At 71.4% G+C, this 21,174-nt stretch carries 17 protein-coding genes; 12 read left to right on the forward strand and 5 right to left on the reverse strand.

Annotated elements, in window-relative coordinates; genetic code table 11:
- Nucleotides 1-3 precede the first annotated feature (3 nt).
- On the forward strand, nt 4-891 hold the full coding sequence (locus tag AB0I38_RS35585) for an arginase family protein (protein WP_358491706.1): 888 nt from the start codon (nt 4-6) through the stop codon (nt 889-891).
- An 80-nt stretch (nt 892-971) separates the two neighbouring features.
- On the opposite strand, the gene AB0I38_RS35590 is transcribed toward AB0I38_RS35585, so the two are convergent.
- Nucleotides 972-1,292 carry a hypothetical protein gene (locus AB0I38_RS35590; RefSeq protein ID WP_358491711.1) on the reverse strand — a complete coding sequence of 107 codons (321 nt, stop codon included), beginning with the start codon at nt 1,290-1,292 and terminating at the stop codon, nt 972-974.
- 213 nt (nt 1,293-1,505) lie between these two features.
- The gene (locus AB0I38_RS35595) at nt 1,506-2,648 is read right to left on the reverse strand and encodes an ROK family transcriptional regulator (protein ID WP_358491715.1); all 1,143 of its coding nucleotides are present in this window, start codon (nt 2,646-2,648) and stop codon (nt 1,506-1,508) included.
- An 81-nt stretch (nt 2,649-2,729) separates the two neighbouring features.
- Between AB0I38_RS35595 and xylA the strand changes: the two genes are divergently transcribed.
- Genes xylA through AB0I38_RS35610 form a run of 3 tightly spaced genes read left to right on the forward strand, consistent with a single transcriptional unit; the run spans nt 2,730 to nt 5,733 of the window.
- Nucleotides 2,730-3,893, forward strand: a complete 1,164-nt coding sequence (gene xylA, locus AB0I38_RS35600; RefSeq protein WP_358491718.1) for a xylose isomerase — start codon at nt 2,730-2,732, stop codon at nt 3,891-3,893.
- Entirely contained in the window at nt 3,890-4,633 is a 744-nt protein-coding gene (locus tag AB0I38_RS35605) for a sugar phosphate isomerase/epimerase family protein (RefSeq protein WP_358491722.1), read from the forward strand. Before xylA ends, AB0I38_RS35605 begins: the two co-directional genes overlap by 4 nt.
- Nucleotides 4,630-5,733 (forward strand): Gfo/Idh/MocA family protein, encoded by a 1,104-nt coding sequence (locus tag AB0I38_RS35610; RefSeq protein ID WP_358491727.1) that lies wholly within the window; start codon nt 4,630-4,632, stop codon nt 5,731-5,733. Before AB0I38_RS35605 ends, AB0I38_RS35610 begins: the two co-directional genes overlap by 4 nt.
- A 51-nt stretch (nt 5,734-5,784) precedes the next feature.
- Here AB0I38_RS35610 and AB0I38_RS35615 read toward each other — a convergent pair whose 3' ends face one another.
- Complete coding sequence (locus tag AB0I38_RS35615) at nt 5,785-7,404, reverse strand: DUF4434 domain-containing protein (protein ID WP_358491732.1); 1,620 nt, start codon at nt 7,402-7,404, stop codon at nt 5,785-5,787.
- Between the two features lie 164 nt (nt 7,405-7,568).
- Between AB0I38_RS35615 and AB0I38_RS35620 the strand changes: the two genes are divergently transcribed.
- Nucleotides 7,569-10,373, forward strand: a complete 2,805-nt coding sequence (locus AB0I38_RS35620) for a DUF6493 family protein (RefSeq protein ID WP_358491736.1) — start codon at nt 7,569-7,571, stop codon at nt 10,371-10,373.
- Nucleotides 10,374-10,508: 135 nt separating this feature from the next.
- Here AB0I38_RS35620 and AB0I38_RS35625 read toward each other — a convergent pair whose 3' ends face one another.
- On the reverse strand, nt 10,509-11,492 hold the full coding sequence (locus AB0I38_RS35625; protein WP_358491740.1) for a DUF2804 domain-containing protein: 984 nt from the start codon (nt 11,490-11,492) through the stop codon (nt 10,509-10,511).
- Between the two features lie 199 nt (nt 11,493-11,691).
- On the opposite strand from AB0I38_RS35625, the gene AB0I38_RS35630 reads away from it, so the two are divergent.
- Nucleotides 11,692-12,576: an NAD-dependent epimerase/dehydratase family protein gene (locus tag AB0I38_RS35630; RefSeq protein ID WP_358491746.1), complete on the forward strand. Its 885-nt coding sequence runs from the start codon at nt 11,692-11,694 to the stop codon at nt 12,574-12,576.
- A gap of 100 nt (nt 12,577-12,676) precedes the next feature.
- Here AB0I38_RS35630 and AB0I38_RS35635 read toward each other — a convergent pair whose 3' ends face one another.
- Complete coding sequence (locus AB0I38_RS35635) at nt 12,677-14,689, reverse strand: family 10 glycosylhydrolase (RefSeq protein ID WP_358491819.1); 2,013 nt, start codon at nt 14,687-14,689, stop codon at nt 12,677-12,679.
- 235 nt (nt 14,690-14,924) lie between these two features.
- On the opposite strand from AB0I38_RS35635, the gene AB0I38_RS35640 reads away from it, so the two are divergent.
- The 6 genes from AB0I38_RS35640 to AB0I38_RS35665 all read left to right on the forward strand — a co-directional run bounded on the left by AB0I38_RS35640 (nt 14,925) and on the right by AB0I38_RS35665 (nt 21,160).
- Nucleotides 14,925-16,439 carry an N-acetylmuramoyl-L-alanine amidase gene (locus tag AB0I38_RS35640; RefSeq protein ID WP_358491752.1) on the forward strand — a complete coding sequence of 505 codons (1,515 nt, stop codon included), beginning with the start codon at nt 14,925-14,927 and terminating at the stop codon, nt 16,437-16,439.
- A 292-nt stretch (nt 16,440-16,731) separates the two neighbouring features.
- On the forward strand, nt 16,732-17,892 hold the full coding sequence (locus tag AB0I38_RS35645) for an ABC transporter ATP-binding protein (protein WP_358491757.1): 1,161 nt from the start codon (nt 16,732-16,734) through the stop codon (nt 17,890-17,892).
- Nucleotides 17,885-19,090 carry an ABC transporter ATP-binding protein gene (locus AB0I38_RS35650; RefSeq protein ID WP_358491762.1) on the forward strand — a complete coding sequence of 402 codons (1,206 nt, stop codon included), beginning with the start codon at nt 17,885-17,887 and terminating at the stop codon, nt 19,088-19,090. Before AB0I38_RS35645 ends, AB0I38_RS35650 begins: the two co-directional genes overlap by 8 nt.
- Nucleotides 19,087-20,022, forward strand: a complete 936-nt coding sequence (locus AB0I38_RS35655) for a carbohydrate ABC transporter permease (RefSeq protein WP_358491765.1) — start codon at nt 19,087-19,089, stop codon at nt 20,020-20,022. Before AB0I38_RS35650 ends, AB0I38_RS35655 begins: the two co-directional genes overlap by 4 nt.
- Nucleotides 20,023-20,027: 5 nt before the next feature.
- On the forward strand, nt 20,028-20,882 hold the full coding sequence (locus AB0I38_RS35660; RefSeq protein WP_436838811.1) for a carbohydrate ABC transporter permease: 855 nt from the start codon (nt 20,028-20,030) through the stop codon (nt 20,880-20,882).
- A gap of 2 nt (nt 20,883-20,884) precedes the next feature.
- Nucleotides 20,885-21,160 (forward strand): DUF2160 domain-containing protein, encoded by a 276-nt coding sequence (locus AB0I38_RS35665; protein ID WP_358491769.1) that lies wholly within the window; start codon nt 20,885-20,887, stop codon nt 21,158-21,160.
- The last annotated feature ends 14 nt before the right edge of the window (nt 21,161-21,174 follow it).

Here is a 21,174-nt window from a genome sequence, read left to right on the forward strand (position 1 = left end):
ACTATGAGCATTGTAACCACTGACAGACGACTGGCCGTACTCGATGCACCGTCGAACCTGGGTCTGCGGCCTCCGGCTGAGGGAGTGGCCCCCGGGTGCTACAAGGCGCCGTGGGCGCTCCGCGATGCCGGCCTGCTGGAGCGGATCAGGGCGAGCGACGCGGGAGCCGTGGTGCCGCCCCGGTACGTGGCCACGTGGCAGCCGGGCGACGGCGTCAGGAACGGCCCGGCCATCGCCCGCTACACGCGGAAGCTGGCGGAGCGGGTCGCGGAGATCAGGGAGGCGGGACGGTTCCCGGTCGTGCTGGGCGGTGACTGCTCGATCCTGCTGGGCTCGGCGCTGGCGCTGCGCAGGACGGGCCGCTACGGCCTGGCGTACCTGGACGCGCACTCCGACTTCCGGCACCTGGGCAACTCCCCGCACGTGGGTTCGGCGGCCGGGGAGGATCTGGCGCTGGCGACCGGGCGCGGCGACGACTACCTGACGGACCTCGACGGGTTGCGGCCGTACGTCCGCGACGAGGACGTGATCGTGCTGGGCGTGCGGGACGAGGAGGATCTGCGGGATTTCGCGGACACCGGCATCGCCCACGTGACCGACCCGGAGATGGGCGGCCTGGAGGCGGCCAGGAAGGTGCTGGTCCGTGATGACCTCGACGGTTTCTGGATCCACGTCGACGCCGACGTGCTGGACTCGTCGGTGCTGACGGCCGTCGACTCACCCACCCCTGGCGGGCTCGACGCCACCGGCCTGGTGAGGCTGCTCCGGGGGCTGCTCGACCTGCCGGGAGCCGCCGGGCTGCAGCTCACGATCTACGACCCCGACCTGGACGAGGACGGCTCCCAGGCCGCCCTGCTGGTGGACATCCTTGCCGAAACCCTCGCCACCTGACCTCTGTCGCCGGCCGCCCGCGTCCGGCCCGGAATGGGCTCCGACCCGGCAAGAACCTCGGGTCGGAGCCTGATCAGGCGTTATTGCCGTTCGATGCCCGGCTCGTAACCTTTGCGCGCGTCCGGCGGGCAGGTCGCGATGCTGTTGCTGGGCGGCACTGTGACGTTCAGCCAGTGCCCGCGCGCGACCGTGTCGATGCCCCACGGGATGTCGCACCTGAGCTTGGCCCGGAACTGCCCGGTGCCCACGCTGCACGAGGCGTAACTCGCCGAGTTGGTGTTGTAGAAGCCGTAGCTGCACGATGACGGGATGGCCTGGGCCGCGGACGATGACCCCAGCACGGCCGAGGAAAGGGCGGCTGTGGCCAGGATGGCTAACACGCGGGCTGTGCGGATCTTCATGAGCACTTTTCCCCAAAAAGTGAGCTTTTTGATGACTTGACCCACGCTACGAGATCAAGGTCCTCGCCACAACGGGCGATCCTTGGCAAGAAGTGACAGGGCTGTCGGCGTCCGAACCACAACGTTTGACGCGGCCCCCAGCCGCCCCCAGCCGCCCGCGCCCCCACGACCGTGCACGCCCTTCAGACGTTGATCGTCCTTGGCTGGGTCAGGTCAGAGGCCGAGCGCTCGGGCCGGGTCGGCGACGACCCGCTGGATGACCAGGCCCGCCGCGCCCAGAATCGCGGCGTCCGCGCCGATCGCCGAAACGGCGAGGCGGGGTGGGGTGCGGCGCATCTGGCCGAGCCGGGTGGACAGGGTCTCCCCAGCGGGCTCCTCCAGCCAGGGAAACAGCGGCGCGAAGACGCCGCCCAGGACGATCATCCCGGGGTCGAGCAGGTGGACGGCCGAGGTGAGGGCCAGCCCGAGCGCCCGCCCCGCCCGGTCGCAGGCCGCCAGCGCCGCCGGGTCGCCCGCCTCCAGCCGCGCGACCAACTCGGGGATCGAGCCCACCTTTCCGAGCAGCGCGTCCTGGCCCGCGTAGACCTCCAGGCAGCCCCGTCCGCCGCACCGGCAGGCGGGACCGTCGGGCTCGACGACCACGTGGCCGAGCTCCCCGGCCAGCCCGTACGTGCCTCGGAAGACCGAGCCGTCCACCACCAGTCCGGCGCCGATGCCGATCTCCCCGGAGACGTAGAGGAAGTCCCTGGCCCCGGAGCCGAACCAGAGCTCGCCCAGGGCCGCCAGGTTGGCCTCGTTGTCCACCTCGAAGTCGTCCACCTTGAATGGCAGATCGAGCAGGTCCGCCACCCGGACGTCGCGCCAGCCGAGATGCGGGGCCGTACGCAGCAGCCCATGCTCGACCGGACCCGGCACGGCCAGCGCCGCGCCGCTGATCCGCAGCCCGGCGGCCTCCGCCTCCGCCACGACCGACTCGGCCAGCGAGCGCAGCTCTCCGAGGATGTGTTCCGGGCGGGAGTCACGGTTGCCGGCCCATTTCGTACGGCGCAGCCGTACCGCGAGGGTGAGGTCCACGACGCAGACGGCGAGGTAGTCGACGTTGATCTCCAGGCCGAGCGTGGCCACCCGGTGGCCGCTGAGGCGCACCGCGACGCCGGGACGGCCGCGTTCGCCGTCGCGCACGGCGCCGTTCTCCGCCACCACACCCGCGTCGAGCAGGTCGGACACGAGCTTGGACACGGTGGTCTTGGTCAGCCCGGTCCGCTCGGCGAGCGCGGCCCTCGTGAGCGGGCCCGCGTCGCGGATCTCGCCGAGCACCACGGCGAGATTGCGGGCACGCATGGAATCGTGCCGCACGCCTCTTGACGATCCCACATCCGCCTCCGAGGATTATGTGCAGATTGTGGACTTAATGGTAAAGCTGCGGGAGGTCCCACCATGACCGCGTTCGTGCCAATCCCCGACGACCGCTTCACCTTCGGACTGTGGACCGTCGGCTGGCAGGCGCGCGACCCGTTCGGCGACGCCAGCCGCCCGCCGCTCGACCCGGTGGAGAGCGTCCACCGCCTCGCCGAGCTCGGCGCGTACGGCGTCACGTTCCACGACGACGACCTGCTCGCCGTCGAGCCCGACCGGGAGAAGGCCGTCGCGGCGTTCCGCAAGGCGATCGGCGAGACCGGGCTGAAGGTGCCGATGGCCACCACGAACCTCTTCACCCACCCCGTCTTCCGCGACGGCGCGTTCACCAGCAACGACCGCGACGTGCGGCGGTACGCGATCCGCAAGGTCATGCGCAACCTGGACCTGGCCGCGTCGCTGGGCGCGCGGACGTACGTGTGCTGGGGTGGCCGCGAGGGCGCCGAGTCGGACGCGGCCAAGGACGTGCGCTCGGCGCTGGCCAGGTACAAGGAGGCGCTCGACCTGCTCAGCGGCTACGTGCTCGACCAGGGGTACGAGATCAGGTTCGCGATCGAGCCCAAGCCGAACGAGCCGCGCGGCGACATCCTGCTGCCCACGATCGGGCACGCGCTGGCCTTCATCAACGAGCTGGAACATCCGGAAATGGTAGGGCTCAACCCCGAGGTGGGGCACGAGCAGATGGCCGGGCTGAACTTCGTGCACGGCATCGCGCAGGCGCTGTGGCACGGCAAGCTGTTCCACATCGACCTCAACGGGCAGCACGGGCCGAAGTACGACCAGGACCTGGTGTTCGGCCACGGCGACGTGAAGAGCGCGTTCTTCCTGGTCGACCTGTTGGAGCACGGCGGCTACGACGGGCCCAGGCACTTCGACTACAAGCCGCTGCGCACCGAGGACCCTGGCGACGTGTGGGTGTCGGCCGCGGCGAACATGCGCACCTACCTCATCCTGCGCGAGAAGGCGCGCGCCTTCCGGGCGGACCCGGAGGTGCAGGACGCGTTGCGGGCCTCGCGCGTCGACCAGCTGGCCGTGCCCACGCTGGCCGAGGGCGAGACGCTCGCCGATCTCGCGGCCGACGACTTCGACCCGGACACGGCGGCCGAGCGGGGCTACCACTTCAGCCACCTCAACCAGCTCGCCCTGGAGCACCTGCTGGGCGTGCGGGGCGGGGTGGGCCGATGACCAGGCCGCTGAGCGTGCAGCTCTACACCGTCAGGGACCGGCTCGCGGCCGACCGGGACGGCACGCTGAGCCGGATCGCCGGTCTCGGGTACGGCGCCGTCGAGCCGTACGATCCGACCACTGATCCCAAGGGCTTCCGCCAGGTGGTGGACGACCTGGGGCTGACCGTCTCCAGCACACACGCGTACGCGCTGCTCAGCGAGGAGCCGGCGGCGGTCTTAGAGGCGATCGCCACGATCGGCACCGACCTGGTCATCATCCCCGGCGGCATCGCGCACGAGGAGTTCACCTCCCACGACGGCCTGGCCCGGACCGCCGATCTGCTGAACGGCCTGGCCGGGCAGGCCGCCGCTCACGGGATGCGGCTCGGGTACCACAACCACTGGTGGGAGATCGAGCCGAGGATCGACGGCCGGCACGCCCTGGAGGCGCTGGCCGACCTGCTGGCGCCCGAGGTGTTCCTGGAGATCGACACGTACTGGGCCGCGGTGGGCGGCGCGGACGTGCCCGGCCTGCTCGGCCGGCTGGCCGACCGGGTGCTCGCGCTGCACGTCAAGGACGGGCCCGGCGTCAAGGAGGAGCCGCACACGGCCGTCGGGCAGGGCGTCATGCCGGTGCCCGAGATCCTCGCCGCCGCCCCCGGCGCCTGGCGGATCGTCGAGCTGGACAGCTGCGCGGGCGACGTCTTCGACGCCCTGGCCGGCAGCCATGCCTACCTCACCTCGCTGGAGGTCTCTTGAGCAGCGGGCCCGTGGGCGTCGCCGTCGTCGGCGCCGGTGTGATCAGCGGCCAGTACCTCCGTCACCTCAACGCGTTCCCGGACGTCCGGGTGCTGGGTGTGGCCGACCTCGAACCGGCGCGGGCGGCCGAGGTGGCCGAGGAGCACGGCGTGCCCGTGTCCGGCCCGGTCGAGACCGTGCTCGCGATCCCCGAGGTGGAGATCGTGGTCAACCTGACGATCCCGGCCGCGCACGCGTCCGTCGCGCTCCGGGCGTTACGCGCGGGCAAGCACGTGTACGGCGAGAAGCCGCTGGCGCTCGACCTGGACGAGGCGGCCAAGGTGCTGGCGGAGGCCGACGGCCTGGGCCTGCGCGTGGGCAACGCGCCCGACACGTTCCTCGGCGCCGGGATCCAGTCGACGATCCACGCGGTGCGCTCGGGGCTGATCGGCGTCCCGGTCGCGGTCACCGCCGCCACCCAGAGTCTCGGCCCGGAGTCGTGGCACCCCAGCCCGGAGTTCCTCTACCAGCGCGGCGCCGGGCCGCTGTTCGACCTGGGCCCCTACTACCTGACCACGCTGGTCGCCCTGCTGGGCCCGGCCTCGCGGGTGGCGGCCGGCGCCCGCCGGGCCCGCCCGGAGCGCGTCATCGGCTCCGGCCCGAAGGCGGGCACGGCCTTCCCGGTGGAGGTGCCCACGCACGTCAACGCCCTGATCGACTTCCCCGGCACCGCCACGGCGGCCACCACCTTCAGCTTCGACTCCCCGGTCAACCGGAGGATGATCGAGGTCATCGGCACGGAGGGCGCCCTGTCGCTGCCCGATCCCAACACCTTCGACGGCCCGCTGCTGGCCCGTGGCCCGCGCGACGCCGACTGGCGTGAGCTGCCCCTCGCGGGCACCACCGCCGGGCGCGGCATCGGGGTGCTCGACCTGGCGCGGTCGCTCCGGGCCGGGACCCCGCACCGGGCGTCGGGGGCGCTCGCGCTGCACGTCCTGGAACTCATGACGGCCATCGAGGGGTCGGCCGAGCGGGGTGAGTTCCGCCCGGTCGAGTCCACGTGCCCGATCCCCGAGCCACTGCCCCCTGACTGGAACCCACACGAAGCCACGTTGACCTGAGCGACCTCCACCACGCGATCCGGCCGCACGGATCGCGTGCCCGGTCAGCTCTCAGCCGCGAAAGGTGTGACCGCTCGTGCTGGTACGGCCCGCGCCGTTCACGGCCTTGACCGTGATCCAAGGGTGAGCGGGATCCAGCCGGTCGGGAACGAAGGGCGCGCGGGCCGACTCCAGCCCGCCGCGCGAGGTGTGCGCCGCCTGGGGAACGTCCACGCGCACCTCGCCCGCCCCCGCCTGCCGGTAGACGATCTGGAGCGTGCCGCCGCGCAGGTTGTGGCCTTCGACCGCGAGGCCGCCTCCCTCCAGGGCGGCGTGCACGATGATCGGCTCCTGCCAGCCCGCCGCGAGGTCGTCGCTCAGCGAGGGCGTGTCCCAGTTCAGCCGGCAGGTCAGGAACGGGTCCCAGCCATAGGCGATGATCTTGGTGGCGTGCCGGCCCACCGCCATGATCTGGCGGTCCACCCGGCTCTTCGCGGCCCGGCCGCGCAACGGCAGCGGATCGGACCTGCCGCACTCGCCGGCCACCGGGGTGGGCTCGAACACCTCCACGTTCACCCAGAGCTCCACCCCCGGCGTCACCTGCCGGGCCGCCGCCTCGACGTAGTCGCGGGTGGAACCGTGGTAGGCCTGCCGGTTCGTCAGCCTGCCCACGACCGGCACCAGCCGCTCGGCCACCTGGGCGTCGGTCTCGTCGGGGCCGTGGACGGGCACCTTGCCCACGCCGCGACCGTCCTGGATGGCGATGGCCATGGGCGCTCCGGCCCGGGTGGCCGCGATCTCCGCGAAGCCCCGGCCCACCGACTCCGGCGGGAACCCCCGTGACCTGCGCGCGTCCCAGTAGGGGCTGACCGTGATCGTCCGGCCGGGCAGCGTGGCGGTGACCACCGCGTGCTGGGCGGCGTACAGGGTGAGGACCTCGTCGCGGGGCGCCCGGTCCCGCATGGCCAGCTCGAACGACTGGTACACCCCGCCCAGCGACGGCCACGTGCCGTACCTGTTCCGGTAGTCGGCCAGCACCCGGCCGGTGAAGGCGTTGAGCACGTCCAGGTGCGCGAGGTCGGGCAGCCATGGCTTGTCCGGGTCCTGCGGGGCGGCGGGCAGCCCCGGATAGACCTTCATGCCGTAGCCCGCGGCCTCGGTCAGCAGGTTGCCCACGCCGTCGCCGTCCGTCGCCACCAGGACGAGGTCGTACACGTTGTCGTCGCAGGAGCGGCCGAGCAGCAGCCGGTAGTAGACGCGCCCACCGCTCTCGATCCGCCGGTCCAGCCCGTCGCAGCGGAGCACGCCGGGCCCGAAATGCTCGCTGGTCACGTACGTGAAGACGCGGCGGATCTTCTTGCCGGGGATCGCGTCGCGGGCGGCGAGGTAGCAGGGCTTTCCGTTCTCCTGGCAGCCGGCGAAGCCCGGGGTGGGCTCGCCCTTGGTGCGTACCCGCCCGTCGGCGTCGACGGTGCTCAGCGCGAACCGGGGGCCGAACGTGATGATCGTGTCGCCGCCCACCGCGTGCATCGCCTCCACGGTGCGCCGGGTCAGGCACAGATCGGCGCGGGGCACCACCCAGTAGCCACTGATCGCGTACGGGGCCGTGACGCGGGTGTCCCTCGGCGGGCACGCGGCCTCGCCGGCGGCGCCGACGTCCGGCACCACGGCCGCGCCCGCCGCGAAGATCACGACTAACCAGAGAATGAGCCGAACCCGTTGTCGCACATACCCGCACATACCCGGTCTCGCGCGTTTGTGCGATGCTGATCGACTTTTGTTCACGACAAGCCGGGAAATGTCGGCGGCCCCTGGCAAGATCACGACTCCGCGCACCGACCAGAGGAGACCGCGCCATGCCATCCGACCCCGCCGCCTGGACCGTGGTGCGCGAGCTCATCGACGCCGGCGAGCTGGCCAAGCTCGTCGAGACCGTGACGACGCTGGACGAACCCGCCCGGCGCGAGGTGGCCGCCGAGCTGCCCGGCCACATCGCCGTGGCCCGGCAGCGGGCCTACCAGCCCCGCGCGAACAACGAGGCGGCGCGCGAGCGCGCGCTCCTGGCCACGCAGGAGGAGTTGCTGGGCAGGAAGGAACGTGGCGAGATCTCCCAGCACGAGTTCGAGCAGTCATGGTCCATGATCTGGATCTATCACGGCCCGAAGCCTGACTACGGCCTGCCCGACACCAACGGGTGGATAGAGCCGATGCGGATCGCCGGCGCGGGCACCATCAGCTCCGCCAAGGCCGTGGTGACCTGGATCAACCGCCGCGACTTCGACCGCTGGGACCTCGCCGGCGATCCCACGGCCGCATTCGAACCGCTGATCGAGGTGATCGCCGCGCGTCCCGCCGCCTGGCAGGCCGACCTGGCCGCCCGGCTGGCGCTCCGCCTTCGTCCCACGCGCCGCCGCGACCCTCGGAACCTGAACCTCCCACTGTCCCTGGCCCTGTTCCGCCGCACAGGGGCGACGCCGCCCGAGCACGACCCGCTGGTCGTCGGGTGGGTGTCCGAGGAGCCGAGGCGGGACGATCCGCTGCGCGACCACCTGGTGCCGCGGATCTTCGAGGCCGAGGGCGTCGGGCGACGGCTCCGCGACGACCGCGCGTGGCTCTCGTTCCTGTGCGGCCTCGCCGCCAAGGGCGAGGTGAGCCGCGACCTGCTGCTCGACGGCTGCCGCCGCCGCTTCCTGCGCGGCGGAGACGGCCCTGACCTGCGGTTCTTCGCCCGGCTGCACGAGCAGCTCGAACCCACGCCCGCCGAGCTCGCGCCGCACGCCATCGACTACGCGCGGCTGCTGCCCACCGCGCCGGGACCGGTGGCCGAGCTGTCGCTGCGGCACCTGCGCGCGCTGCCCGCCCTCGACCCGGCCGACGTGGTGGAGGCGCTGGAGGGGCTGCTGTTCCGAGCGGAGGCCGGCCTGGTCCGCGCCGGGCTGAGCTGGCTGCGGGAGTCGTTACAGCACGCGCCGAAACGGGCCGACGACCTGTCGCCCGCCCTGGCCATGGCCTTCGGCCACGAGTCGTGGACCGTACAGGAGACGGCGGTGCGGCTCGTGGTCCGGCACGCCCGGCACTTCACGGAGGCCGGCCTGGAGACCCTGCGGGAGGGCACCGGCACGCTGCCGCCCGACCTGCACAACCGGCTGGCCGCCGCCATCGGCGGCGAGCCGGTCGAGGAGACGGAGCCCGTGCCGGACCCCGAGGAGGTGTTCGTCCCCCAGCGACTGCCCGCGCCACGCATGCCGGTCCCGGCAGTCGCGCCTCCGGGCACCGCGAGGGAGCTGGCCGAGCTGTGCCTGGACGAGACCCCCCAGGCGGCCGAACGAACGCTCGCCGCCTTCGTGCACCTCGCCACCCGCGCCCCCGAGGCGCTGCGCACGGCGCTGGCCCCCGTCGCCGAGACCGACGACTGGCGCCTCACCCGGGAGGAGTGGCGGGAGCACGGCACCTGGATGCTCGTTCTCGCCCGCGACCTGGTGTATCCGGGTCGCGCACTCGAGACCCAGAGCCACGTGGTCATCAACCAGCTGCGCCGTGAGAAAGGGCTGCCGCCGGTCGTCCACGACGAGCCCGACCGGCTGCCGGAGCCCAAGCGCGCCTCGCCGATGCACAGGTTCATCCTGCGCAGGTACGACGAGATCCGCACCGCGGCACGTGCCGGGACTCTGCCGCCGCTGCTGCTCGCCAGACCCGCCCTGTCGACCGGTCACGTCGATCCGGACGAGCTGGTGGCCGGGCTGGAGACCTTGGAGGCAGCGGGAATCGAACCGCTGCCCGCGGACTTCCAGCAGGCGTTGCTCCGGCTGCCCCGCGAGATCGACCCGGCCGTGGCCGCACGCGCCGCGCGACTCGCGTCGGACCCGGGTCGCCGGGCGGCCCGCTGGCTGGCGGGCGACGGCCTGCCCGACCCCGTCGTCCGGGTCACCCAGGCGGGACCGTTCGACGGCATGGGCTACGGGATCTGGATGTCGACCACGGTCGAGGCCGCGCCCACCGGCCTGCCGCTGGTCGACGAACTGCTCGCCGAACAGCCCCGGCACGTCCACTCCGTGTTCGACGGGCACCTCGGCGGGATGCTGGACCGCTGGCCCGCGATCCTGCCATCGCACCGCGAGGTCGTGGCGGCCCACCTGATCGGGCACCAGCCGCTCCCGCCGCCGGCGCAGATGCCGTCCGGTGTCCTGCGCGACCTGGCCGAGACCGCTGGGCCCGCCGGATCGGCCCTCGCTCTCCTGCTGGCGTACCGGATCTTCCCCCGGCCGTACTCCGAGAACGACACGGCGCCCCCGCTGCGCGCCCTGCGCCGGCTGGCCGCCGCCGGCGACCTCCCCGCCGAGCACCTGGGCGCCGTGCTCGCACAGAGGGTACTCAGCGATGAGATCACCCTGCGCGTACTCGTCGACAGGCTGGACGCGGAGGCCCGCCACGGCATGCACCACGAGGTGTGGCGGATCCTCACCACGGCGATGCCGCCTCTGCTTCCCGAGAACACCGCCCACCCGACCAAGGCGCACATCGACCTGGTCGATCTGGCCGCGCGGGTGGCCCGCTGGTCAGAGGCGCGTGGCGAGCTCCCGCCCCTGACCGCCTTCGCGGCCCGCAGGGGCACCGGCCGCGTTCTCCGGCTCGCCCGAGCCCTCACGGCCCAACTGGGGTGACACGACCGGCTTCGGCTGAGGCACGGCAGGCCCAGGGCGGGATCGCCGATCCCGATGGACAGCCGGTCCCGGCGGGACGGCGGGTTCTGCCGGAACCGGCCGGTTCGGGCGAGACGGCCGGTCCCGGCAAGGTGATCACCAGCGCTGGCGCGCCTCCTCGGCCCAGCCGGTCAGGCCGTCGAACTCGATCCAGCCGCCGTCGTCGGAGCGCGCCCGGCCGGTGAAGTGGCCGAAGCACTGGTGCGTCAGGCTGCCCACCACGCCCAGCTCGGTCCGCGAGATCTTGTCGTGGAAGGGCGTGAACTCCACCTCGACCCGCTCACCGGTGATCCGCCACGGGCGCAGCCAGTCGCCGCGATCGTAGGTCCAGGTCAGCTCTTCGCCGATCTTGTGCAGCCGGCCGTCCACGAACAGCGCGTTCTCGGTCATGCCGGTGCCGTCGGTCCACTTGCCGCCGAGCTGGATCGCCAGGCCGGGCGCGCAACCGGCGGCCCAGTTCCAGGTCATGGAGTAGGGCCACTTGCCGCGCCCGTGGTCGAGCACCGCGAACGAGTCGGTCTCGGCCAGCCGGTGCTCCCCCGACTCCAGCCGCAGCACGCCGCTTACAGGCCGGCCGAGGTCCTTGACCGTGTACTGGAACCGGGACGGCCCCCAGGGCACCACCACGCCGAGCGACTCGTGGCCCTCCGGCAGCGGGACCTCGACGTCCAGCTCGATGCCGGTCGCGACGGCGCGCAGCGAGGTGCCGCCGGGTGACTGGACGATGTCGATGGTCACGCCGCCGCCGCTGACGCGGGCCGTGCCCTCGCCGCTGCGGTCGGGGAAGACGGCCCCTCGGGCCAGCGGCACCACGGCGTCCTTCGACAGCTCGACCCCGGTGGCGCGGTCGAGGACGTAGACGCCGTGGACGCCCGCGTAGTCGAGTGACGACGCCACGAGCCCGATCACGTGCGTGGGGGTGACGATCCCCCAGTATTCCCAGCGCTTGGCCCGGCCCCAGCCGCGCAGGTTGCCCCGGTGCAGCGGGCGCCGCGTCCACCCGACCGCCTCCGGATTGAGCCGCCCGTTGGGCAGACACAGGTCGGTACGGGCCGTTATCTCCCGTTCGTGCGTCGACATGACCGAAGGCTAGCGCCACTTCCCCCAGCCCGCTCGGGGCACTGGTCCGGCCGAGCCGCGGGTCAAGGTTTACTCGGCCTATGCTGGACGCCCCGCACGGCCGGACAGGCGCGACACAACCGCACCCCCGCTCCGGCCGGGGACGCGCGACACAACAGGCACGACTTCTGACGTAGGCACGACTTCCAGGGAGTGGCCCATGAACGTCGTCGTCACCGGTGCGCACGGCAAGGTCGGGCGCGCCGCCACCCAGGCACTGCTCGACGCCGGTCACGAGGTGACCGCCGTCGACGTCGGCCGGCCGGTGTTCGAGCGGCCCGAGCCCGGCGCTCCGCACTACTTCCAGGCCGACCTGACCGACGCCGGGCAGGCGTACGCGGCCGTCCGGGGCGCCGACGCGGTCGTGCACGCCGCCGCGATCCCCGACCCGACCGGCAACGCCCCGCACGTGCTCTTCCAGAACAACCTGATGTCCACCTTCAACGTGCTGGAGGCCGCCATCAGGTTCGGCGTCGCCCGCTTCGTGAACATCTCCAGCGAGGCCGTGCCCGGTTTCTTCTTCGCCGACCGGCCCTGCCTGCCCGACTACGCGCCGGTGGACGAGGAGCATCCGATCCGGCCCCAGGACCCGTACGCCATCGCGAAGCATTTCGGCGAGCAGCTCATGGACGCGGCCGTGCGCCGGTCCGACATCCGGTGCCTGTCGCTGCGGCCGAGCTGGGTGCAGCACGAGGGCAACTACGAGCGCAATCTAGGCCCGCTGGTTCGCGACGCGGCCGAGCAGGCCGCCGGGCTGTGGGGCTACATCGACGTCCACGACCTGGCCGACGCGATCGTGCTGGCGGCGGAGTCCGACCTGCCGGGTCACGAGGTGCTCTACCTCGCCTCGCTGGACAACGCCGGCGGGCACGACTTCGCCACGGTGCTGCGGGAGCAGTACGGCGACCGGATCGAGCTGCGCCCCCTCGCCCGCCCCGACGCCTCGGGCATCTCCTGCGCGAAGGCGGCGCGCCTGCTCGGCTGGCGTCCGAAGCGCTCGTGGCGCGACTACCTCGACGCGAACGGCCGCTCGCTGCCGAGGTAGTCACGGTAGCGAGCGGCCGTTCGCGGCCCGGGGTGGCGGGGTGGCCGTGTTCACGGCCGGGGTGGCGGGGCGGCCGTGAACACGGCCGAGGTGGTCGCGGTCAGAGCCGGGTGATGCGGACCGCGTCGGCGATGACGTAGCCGGTGGCCGAGGTCCAGCGACTGACGCCGACCACGTCGTAGGTGCCCGCGGCGAGGGTGAAGGTGCCGAGGGAACGCCACTGGCCGCCGCCTGCGCGCTGGTCGACGGTGATCGTCTGGTTGCCGCCACTGGCCGCCACGATGAACGGGGCCGCGCTGTTGTAGCCGGTGTTGGCCGGATGCCAGATCTCCACCCGGTAGCTGCCCGCGCTGGGGATGGCCGTCCTGAACCAGGCGGGGTCGCTGGCCGCGACGGGGTCGGCGAAGCGGTAGTCGGTGCCGTACAACTGCGTGGAGTAGGTGGAGGTGCCCCATGCGGAGCCGGCGGTGAAGCCGGTGCCGGCGTTGTCCACGATGACGCTGAACCCGGTGCCGGTGCCGGTCGCGGCCTTGCCGGCGCTCGCCGCGCTCTCCTGGTGGGTCCGGTTGAGCGCGGTCACGTAGTAGGTGTAGGGGGCGGTGGCCGAGGCGGTGGTGTCGGTGAAGGAGGTCTGCCGGGTGGTGCCGACGAGCTTGCTCGCGTCGGCGAAGAAGCAGGGATCTGCCGCGCCGGGGGTGCCGTCCACGCGGTAGACGGCGTAGGAGGTGGCCGAGCCCTGCCAGGAGACCGCGACGCCGCTCGACCCACGGGTGGCCGAGGTGATCGACGGCGCGGCCGGCGCGGCGGCGGAGCCGCGGGCGGGGAGCAGGGACCGCCGGGTGTAGTGGGCGTTCGCCAGGGTGGTGAACGCGCTGATCCGGTCGGCCCTGACGTCCTTGGCGCTGAAGTAGATGTCGCCGGACACTTCGGGATGCTGCCGGTTGACGGTCAGGTGATCGCTGAGCTCGGCGGGGTCCTGCCAGGCGTCGCCCTGGCCGGAGACGCCCGCCCGGTAGGCGGCCTGGCCGATGACGAGTTGGACCCCGGTGCCGCGCACCACGCTCGACCACCAGGCGGTGAGCACCGCGTAGTCGGCCGTGCCGAACCCGATGTGCCAGTAGATCTGCGGGGCGAGGTAGTCGACCCAGCCCTGCTTCACCCAGCGCCTGCTGTCGGCGTAGATCGCGTCGTAGGACTGCAGCCCCGAGGTGGCCGAGCCGAGCGGGTCGGTGGAGGCGTTGCGCCAGATGCCGAACGGGCTGATGCCGAAGGAGACCCAGGACTTGGCGGCGTGGATGCGCTGGTCAAGCTCCTTGATGAGCAGGTTGACGTTCTCGCGCCGCCAGTCGCCGATGTTGGCGAAGCCGCTGCCGTACTGGGCGTAGGTGGCGGAGTCGGGGATGGCCTGGCCGCTCACCGGATAGGGGTAGAAGTAGTCGTCGAGATGCACGCCGTCGAGGTCGTACCTGGTGACGGCGTCCATGATGGCGTCCTCGATGAAGGCGCGGACGGCGGGGATGCCGGGGTTGTAAAAGAGCTTGCCGCCGTAGGCGAAGCGCCATTCGGGGTGCTGCCGGGCGGGGTGGCTCGCCACCAGCTTGCTGGGGTCGTCGTGGTTGGCGATCCGGTACGGGTTGAACCACGCGTGCAGTTCGAGGTTGCGGGCGTGGGCCTCGCTGACCATGAAGGCGAGCGGGTCGTAGCCGGGGTTGCCGCCCTGGGTTCCGGTCAGCCACTGCGACCACGGCTCGTACGACGACGGCCAGAACGCGTCGGCCGTCGGCCTGACCTGCACCATGACGGCGTTCATCCGCTTCTGCACGGCGAGGTCGAGCCAGGCGCGGAACTCCGCCTGCTGGGCCGCCACGCTGAGGCCGGTACGGCTCGGCCAGTCGATGTTGGCGACGGAGGAGATCCACATCGCGCGGAGCTGCCGTTTCGGCTTCGCGGGGTCGGTGGCGCAGGCCGCCGACACGGCGGCCGGGGTGGCCGTCGCCGAGGGGGCGGGCGCGACGGCGCAGAGGAGTGCGGCGGTGAGGGCCGCCAGGACGACGCGCGGGACGGCGCCCGCGATGGTCTCGACGAGCCGTCTTGACCGGCTCCCGCGTTGCATGGTCACGAAGAGAAGTTTCACTACCGATCATTGGTAGCGCAATAGTTTTCACACGATCCGGGGGCCCAACTTCGCTTCCGGGACACACCGGGCACCCTTGACTCCTACACCCGCCTTCACAGCCTGTCCGCGCGGGCGAAAAGTTTCTTCTAACTCCCCAGCAATGTCAATTATCGACATTTGTCAGCGAACTCACCTAATGTGCATGCCGTTGCCCCCCAACGAGGAGCTCCTCATGACATTCGCCCGCACGCGATTAGCAGCTCTCGTCGCCACCGCCCTCGCTGCCCTCCTGGTCACCGGCGCCCCACCCGCCCTGGCCGCCAAGGAGGCGCCCCTGCCCGCCGCCTTCGACCGGGCCGCCGCCGAACACGACGTCCCGCGCGACCTGCTCGTCGCGCTCGGGTACGCCGAGACCCACCTCGACGGCCACCAGGGCAAGCCCAGCGCCAGCAACGGCTACGGCCTCATGCACCTGGTCAGCAACCCCACCTCGCACACGCTCGAAAAGGCCGCCGAGCTCACCAAACTGCCGGTGGCCGAGCTGCGCTCCGACGACGAGGCCAACATCCTCGGCGGCGCCGCGGTCCTGCGCGCCTACGCCGACGAGCTGGGTCTCGACGAGACCGCCAGGAAGGACGCCGGCCGCTGGTACCAGGCCGTCGCCAAGTACGGCAACGCCTCCTCCCCCGAGCTCGCCCGCCTGTACGCCGACGCCGTCTACGAGCTGCTCGGCCTCGGCCTGGAGGCGCGCGGCGTGACGGTCAAGGCGCAGGAGGTCACCGCCGACCGGGGCGCCTACGCCAAGGCCCGCGACCTGAACGCGCAGGCCGAGGTGCAGAGCACCGACTACCCGCCCGCGGCCTGGGTCGCGGCCAGCTCCAGCAACTACACCGCGTCCAGCCGCGAGTCGAGCTACGCCATCGACCGGGTGGTCATCCACGTCACCCAGGGCTCGTACGCGGGCACCATCTCCTGGTTCCAGAACCCGAGCGCCCAGGTGTCTGCGCACTACGTGATCAAGTCGTCCAACGGCGCCGTCACCCAGATGGTGCGCGACAAGGACGTCGCCTGGCACGCCGGCAACTGGAACTACAACACCCGGTCCATCGGCATCGAGCACGAGGGCTTCGTCAGCGACGCCTCCTGGTTCACCGACGCGATGTACCGGGCCTCGGCCGCGCTGACCCGCTACATGTGCGACAAGTACGGCATCCCGAAGGACCGCACCCACATCATCGGCCACAACCAGGTGCCCGGGGCCACGCACACCGACCCGGGCTCGCACTGGAACTGGACCACGTACATGAACTACGTGACCGGTGGCGGCACCACGCCGCCGTCGTGGACGACCACGGTCGACAACGCCACGGCCGGCCAGTTCACCGCCAGCGCCAACTGGGGCACCTCCTCCTACTCCAGCCAGCGCAACGGCGCGGACTACCGGTTCGCGACCCCGGTGTCGAGCAGTGACGCGGCCTGGTTCCAGGCCGACATCCCGAGCGCCGGCACCTACAAGGTCGAGGTCTGGTATCCGGCGGACGCCGGATACAACAGCTCGGCGCCCTACATCGTGGCGGCGACGGGCGGCAACCAGACCGTCTACGTCGACCAGAGATCGGGCGGCGGAGCCTGGCGCACCATCGGCTCGTTCTCGTTCGCCGCGGGCACCCAGAACGTCGTGGGCGTCAGCCGGTGGACCGCCGGCACCGGCTACGTCATCGCGGACGCGGTGCGCATCAGCCGGTAACGAGATCCGCCGGTGACGAGCGCCCGTCACGAGCGCCCGTCACGAACGTCCATCCACCAAATCCGTACGGCCCGCGTCCTTGCCGGCGCGGGCCGTACGACGTGGACTGTCCGTTTCCCGGTTAATGCACCATGCCTCGAATGCAATTCAACATCAACTTTGCCCTTTGCAGGCAGATGTGAAGCATGTTAGATGGGGTTGCAGGGCGTCTCGACTGTCGCGATCACCGCGCTGACCTCGCATTCGCTGTCGGCGCACGATTGATCATGCACCGGCGGAGAGGACCAGGTACATGGCGCTGATTCTCGACGGGGTCCGCCTCCGGCGGCGCGGAGAGATTTGGCTCGACGACATCTCCCTCGAATTATCGAGCGGAATGACCATGCTCGTCGGGCCCATGTCGGCGGGAAAGACGACACTCATGCGGGTCGTCGCGGGGCTGCTCCCGCCCGACGCCGGCCGGATCACCGTCAACGGGACGGACGTCACCTCCGTTTCGGTGCGCAAGAGGTCCGTCGCCTTCGTCTACCAGCAGTTCATCAACTACCCCTCGCTGTCGGTGTACGAGAACATCGCCTCCCCGCTGCGCCTGGCCCGCGACCTGCCCCGGGCGGGCATCGACCGGCGGGTGCGCGAGGTCGCCGAGCTCATGGGCATCGGCGACCTGCTCGGCCGCAGGCCCGCGGAGCTGTCCGGCGGCCAGCAGCAGCGCACCGCGATCGCCCGCGCGCTGGCCCGGCCCGTCGACGTGCTGCTGCTGGACGAGCCGCTGGCCAACCTCGACTTCAAGCTCCGCGAGCAGCTGCGGGCCGACCTCAGAAGCATGTTCCAGGGGTCGTCCAGCGTGGTCCTCTACTCCACGGCCGACCCGGCCGAGGCGCTGACCTTCGCCGCGCCGACGGTCGTCCTCGGCGAGGGCCGGGTGCGGCACGTCGGCGAAGTCGCCGAGATGTACGCCCGGCCACCGACGCTGGCAGTCGCTGCGGCGCTCAGCGACCCGCCGCTCAACCTGCTGCCGGGAGTCGTGCGGGCAGGCCGGGTGGAGTGCCTCGGCACCTCCTTCCCCGCGCCGCCCGCTCATCCCCCCGCCCACTCCCCCGCTCAGGACGACCCCGCTCAGGACGGCCCCGCTCAGGACGTCGTTCTGGCCGTGCGGCCGCACCACGTCACCATCGGCGGCGGCGGGCCGGGCACGCTCGCGTTCCCCGCCGAGATCAGGCTCGCGGAGGTGACGGGCAGCGCCACGTTCCTGCACCTCCTGCTGGCCGGACGGCTGCACCTCGTCGCCCAGCTGCCGGGCACCCAGCTGTTCGTCCCCGGCGAGTCGACCACCGCCTTCGTCGACCCGGCGCACCTCTTCGTCTTCGACGAGAACGGGGGCCGCCTGCTCGCCGCCTCAGCCGTCTCAGCCGTCTCCACCGCCTCCACCGCGGAGGTCGACCTGCATGGCTGACATCCGCCTCGAAGGCGTGGGCCACAGCTACGACGGCGGCCGCACCTGGGCCCTGAAGCCGATGACCTGGACCTGGCGGAGCGGCAGGGCGTACGCGCTGCTCGGCCCGAGCGGGTGCGGCAAGACCACGCTGCTGAACATCATCTCGGGCCTGCTCACCCCGACGACGGGCCGCATCTGGTTCGACGACCGCGAGGTGACGACCGTGCCCACCGCCGGCCGCGACATCGCGCAGGTCTTCCAGTTTCCCGTCCTGTACGAGGAGATGTCGGTCTACGACAACCTCGCCTTCCCGCTGCGCAACCGGAAGTACCCGAAGGCGGAGGTCGACCGGCGGGTCCGCCGGGTGTCCGGGATGCTCGGGCTGGACGACCACCTGCGCCGCAGGTCACGGCGGCTGGATCCGGGGCGGCAGCAGATCGTCAGCCTGGGCCGGGGGCTGGTCCGGTCGGGCGTGGCCGCGGTGCTCCTGGACGAGCCGCTCACCGTGGTCGACCCGGCCATGAAGTGGACACTGCGCAGCACGCTCAAGGAGATCCACCGCGACACCGGGCACACCTTCATCTACGTCACCCACGACCAGACCGAGGCGCTGACCTTCGCCGACGAGGTGGTGGTCGTCAAGGACGGCGAGATCGTGCAGGCCGGCGAGCCGACCGAGCTGTTCCTGTCCCCGGCGCACGAGTTCGTCGGCCACTTCATCGGCTCACCGGGCATGAACGTGCTGCCGGCCGAAATCTTGGACGGTCTGGTCCGGGTCGGGCGGGCGGCCGTCGGGCGGGCGGTGGGCGACCTGCCGGCCGGTCCCGTGCGGATCGGGATCCGGCCGGAGTTCGCCGTGCTCGACTCCGCCGGGTCCACGCCGGGAGTGGCCGGCCGGGTGACCGGCGTGGACCGCATGGGTTCGTACGACCTCGTACACGTCCTCGTGAACGGCCACGACGAGCCCCCGCCGGCCGAGCGGGACGGACCTCCGCCCACCGAACGAACCACCGGACGAACCACCGGACGAACCACCGGACGAAGCGACCAGGACGGGAACGCCGGGCACCCGCTGGTCGTGAAGACGGAGGCCGGCAGCCGGTTCGAGCCGGGCGACGCCGGGTTCGTGCGGTTCGCCGCCGACCGGGCGTTCCTGTTCCGCGACGCCGTCAGGTGCGGCACGGTCGCCCCCCTGAACGGGAGGGGTGAGGAGTGACCGACCAGATCACCGACGCCACGGACGGCGGAGCCGCCGCGCCGCGCGACGAGCCCGACCGGCGGGCGGACGCCAAGCCCAGGAACAACCGGGCCTGGCTGCTCGTGCTGCCGGTCGTCGTGTCCGTGACGTTCACGGCGCTGATCCCGCTGATGACCGTCGTCAACTACTCGGTGCAGGACATCTTCAGCCCGAACGACCGGATCTTCGTCGGGCTGGAGTGGTTCCGCGCCGTGACGCGCGATCCGGAGATCCGCGCCGCGTTCCTGCGGACCCTGCTGTTCTCGGCGCAGGTGCTGCTCATAGAGATCCCGCTGGGGGTGGCGATCGCGGTCGCGATGCCGCGCCGCGGGTTCTGGGTGTCGGTGGCCCTGGTCGTCGTCGCGTTGCCGCTGCTCATCCCGTGGAACGTGGTCGGCACCATCTGGCAGATCTTCGCCCGCGCCGACATCGGGCTCGGCGGCTGGACGATCAACCACGTGCTGGGCATCGACTTCAACTACACGCTGGACTCCACCGACGCCTGGCTCACCGTGCTGATCATGGACGTGTGGCACTGGACGCCGCTGGTGGCGCTGCTCGCCTACGCGGCGCTGAGGTCGATCCCCGACCCCTACTTCCAGGCCGCGCAGATCGACGGCGCCTCGGCCTGGGCCACGTTCCGCCGCATCCAACTGCCCCGGCTGCGCGGAGTGCTGACGATCGCGATCCTGCTCAGGTTCATGGACAGCTTCATGATCTACACCGAACCGTTCGTGGTGACCGGCGGCGGGCCCGGCAACGCCACGTCGTTCCTCAGCGTCCTGCTGTCGAAGATCGCCGTCGGTCAGTTCGACCTGGGGCCGGCGGGCGCCTTCTCGCTGCTCTACTTCCTCATCGTGCAGATCGTCTCGTACGTCTTCTTCACCGTGCTGACCAGGACCGGGAGGTGAGCGCGATGACCGGAGAGCGGGCCGGAGAGCGGGTCGCGACGGCCAGACGGGCCCGGCGGCAGCTCCCCTGGGCGCGTACCGTCTTCTGGCTCTACGCCGCCACGCTGATGCTGCCGCTGCTGTGGATGTTCGGCATGTCCATCCGCCCGAACGAGGACATCCTGGGCAGTTTCTCGCTCATCCCGCAACGGGCGACCCTGGAGAACTACCAGACCTTCTTCACCGACCCGGCGTGGTACTCCAGCTACCTCAACTCGATCATCTACACCTCGATGAACGCCGTCATGTCGCTGATCGTGGCGATCCCGGCCGCCTACGCGTTCTCCAGGTTCAGGTTCGCCGGGGACAAGCACCTGTTCTTCTGGCTGCTGACCAACCGGATGGCCCCGCCGGCCGTGTTCCTGCTGCCGTTCTTCCAGATCTACCAGAGCGTCGGGCTGTTCGACACGCACCTCGGCGTGGCCATCGCGCACATGCTGTTCAACGTGCCGCTCGCGGTCTGGATCCTGGAAGGGTTCATGTCCGGGATCCCGCGCGAGATCGACGAGACGGCCGCGATCGACGGCTACTCCCTGCCCCGGTTCTTCATCCGGATCTTCCTGCCGATGATCCGCTCCGCCATCGGGGTCACCGCGTTCTTCTGCTTCATGTTCAGCTGGGTCGAACTGCTCATCGCCCGCACCATCACCTCGGTCAACGCCAAACCGATCGCCGCCACCATGACGCGCACCGTGAGCGCGGCGGGCGTCGACTGGGGGCTGCTCGCGGCGGCGGGCGTGCTGACGATCATCCCGGGCGCCGTCGTCATCTGGTTCGTGCGCAACTACGTGGCCAAGGGCTTCGCGCTGGGGAGGGTCTGACGATGCTCGACTGGATGGTCTGGACGCCTCCCACGGCCCTGGTGTTCATCGGCCTCGCCCTGCTGCTCTGCGTCATGGCGGCATGGGCCCACTTCTCCCCGCCGGTCGCGCGGCGGGGCTTTCTGCGCATCGAAACCGATCGGGGGGACCGGCTCTACATCGGCCTCATCAGTGCGGCCGTCGTGCTCGCGGGGTGGATCGCCGTCACCGACCTGTCCATGTGGCTCGCACTGGCGTGCGCGCTGCTGGTGGCGGTGGTCATCGGTATCTGGGGTTGACACAGGAGGGACCC

The organism is Nonomuraea cavernae (assembly GCF_040655715.1).
Lineage (GTDB): Bacteria > Actinomycetota > Actinomycetes > Streptosporangiales > Streptosporangiaceae > Nonomuraea > Nonomuraea cavernae_A.

Excerpts from the sequence above, each read along its gene's own strand:
- AB0I38_RS35630 (WP_358491746.1), top strand. The coding sequence starts at position 11,692 with ATGAACGTCGTCGTCACCGGTGCGCACGGCAAGGTCGGGCGCGCCGCC.
- AB0I38_RS35635 (WP_358491819.1), bottom strand. The coding sequence starts at position 14,689 with ATGCAACGCGGGAGCCGGTCAAGACGGCTCGTCGAGACCATCGCGGGC.
- AB0I38_RS35660 (WP_436838811.1), top strand. The coding sequence starts at position 20,028 with ATGACCGGAGAGCGGGCCGGAGAGCGGGTCGCGACGGCCAGACGGGCC.
- AB0I38_RS35590 (WP_358491711.1), bottom strand. The coding sequence starts at position 1,292 with ATGAAGATCCGCACAGCCCGCGTGTTAGCCATCCTGGCCACAGCCGCC.
- xylA (WP_358491718.1), top strand. The coding sequence starts at position 2,730 with ATGACCGCGTTCGTGCCAATCCCCGACGACCGCTTCACCTTCGGACTG.
- AB0I38_RS35665 (WP_358491769.1), top strand. The coding sequence starts at position 20,885 with ATGCTCGACTGGATGGTCTGGACGCCTCCCACGGCCCTGGTGTTCATC.
- AB0I38_RS35605 (WP_358491722.1), top strand. The coding sequence starts at position 3,890 with ATGACCAGGCCGCTGAGCGTGCAGCTCTACACCGTCAGGGACCGGCTC.
- AB0I38_RS35640 (WP_358491752.1), top strand. The coding sequence starts at position 14,925 with ATGACATTCGCCCGCACGCGATTAGCAGCTCTCGTCGCCACCGCCCTC.
- AB0I38_RS35645 (WP_358491757.1), top strand. The coding sequence starts at position 16,732 with ATGGCGCTGATTCTCGACGGGGTCCGCCTCCGGCGGCGCGGAGAGATT.
- AB0I38_RS35625 (WP_358491740.1), bottom strand. The coding sequence starts at position 11,492 with ATGTCGACGCACGAACGGGAGATAACGGCCCGTACCGACCTGTGTCTG.
- AB0I38_RS35650 (WP_358491762.1), top strand. The coding sequence starts at position 17,885 with ATGGCTGACATCCGCCTCGAAGGCGTGGGCCACAGCTACGACGGCGGC.
- AB0I38_RS35585 (WP_358491706.1), top strand. The coding sequence starts at position 4 with ATGAGCATTGTAACCACTGACAGACGACTGGCCGTACTCGATGCACCG.
- AB0I38_RS35620 (WP_358491736.1), top strand. The coding sequence starts at position 7,569 with ATGCCATCCGACCCCGCCGCCTGGACCGTGGTGCGCGAGCTCATCGAC.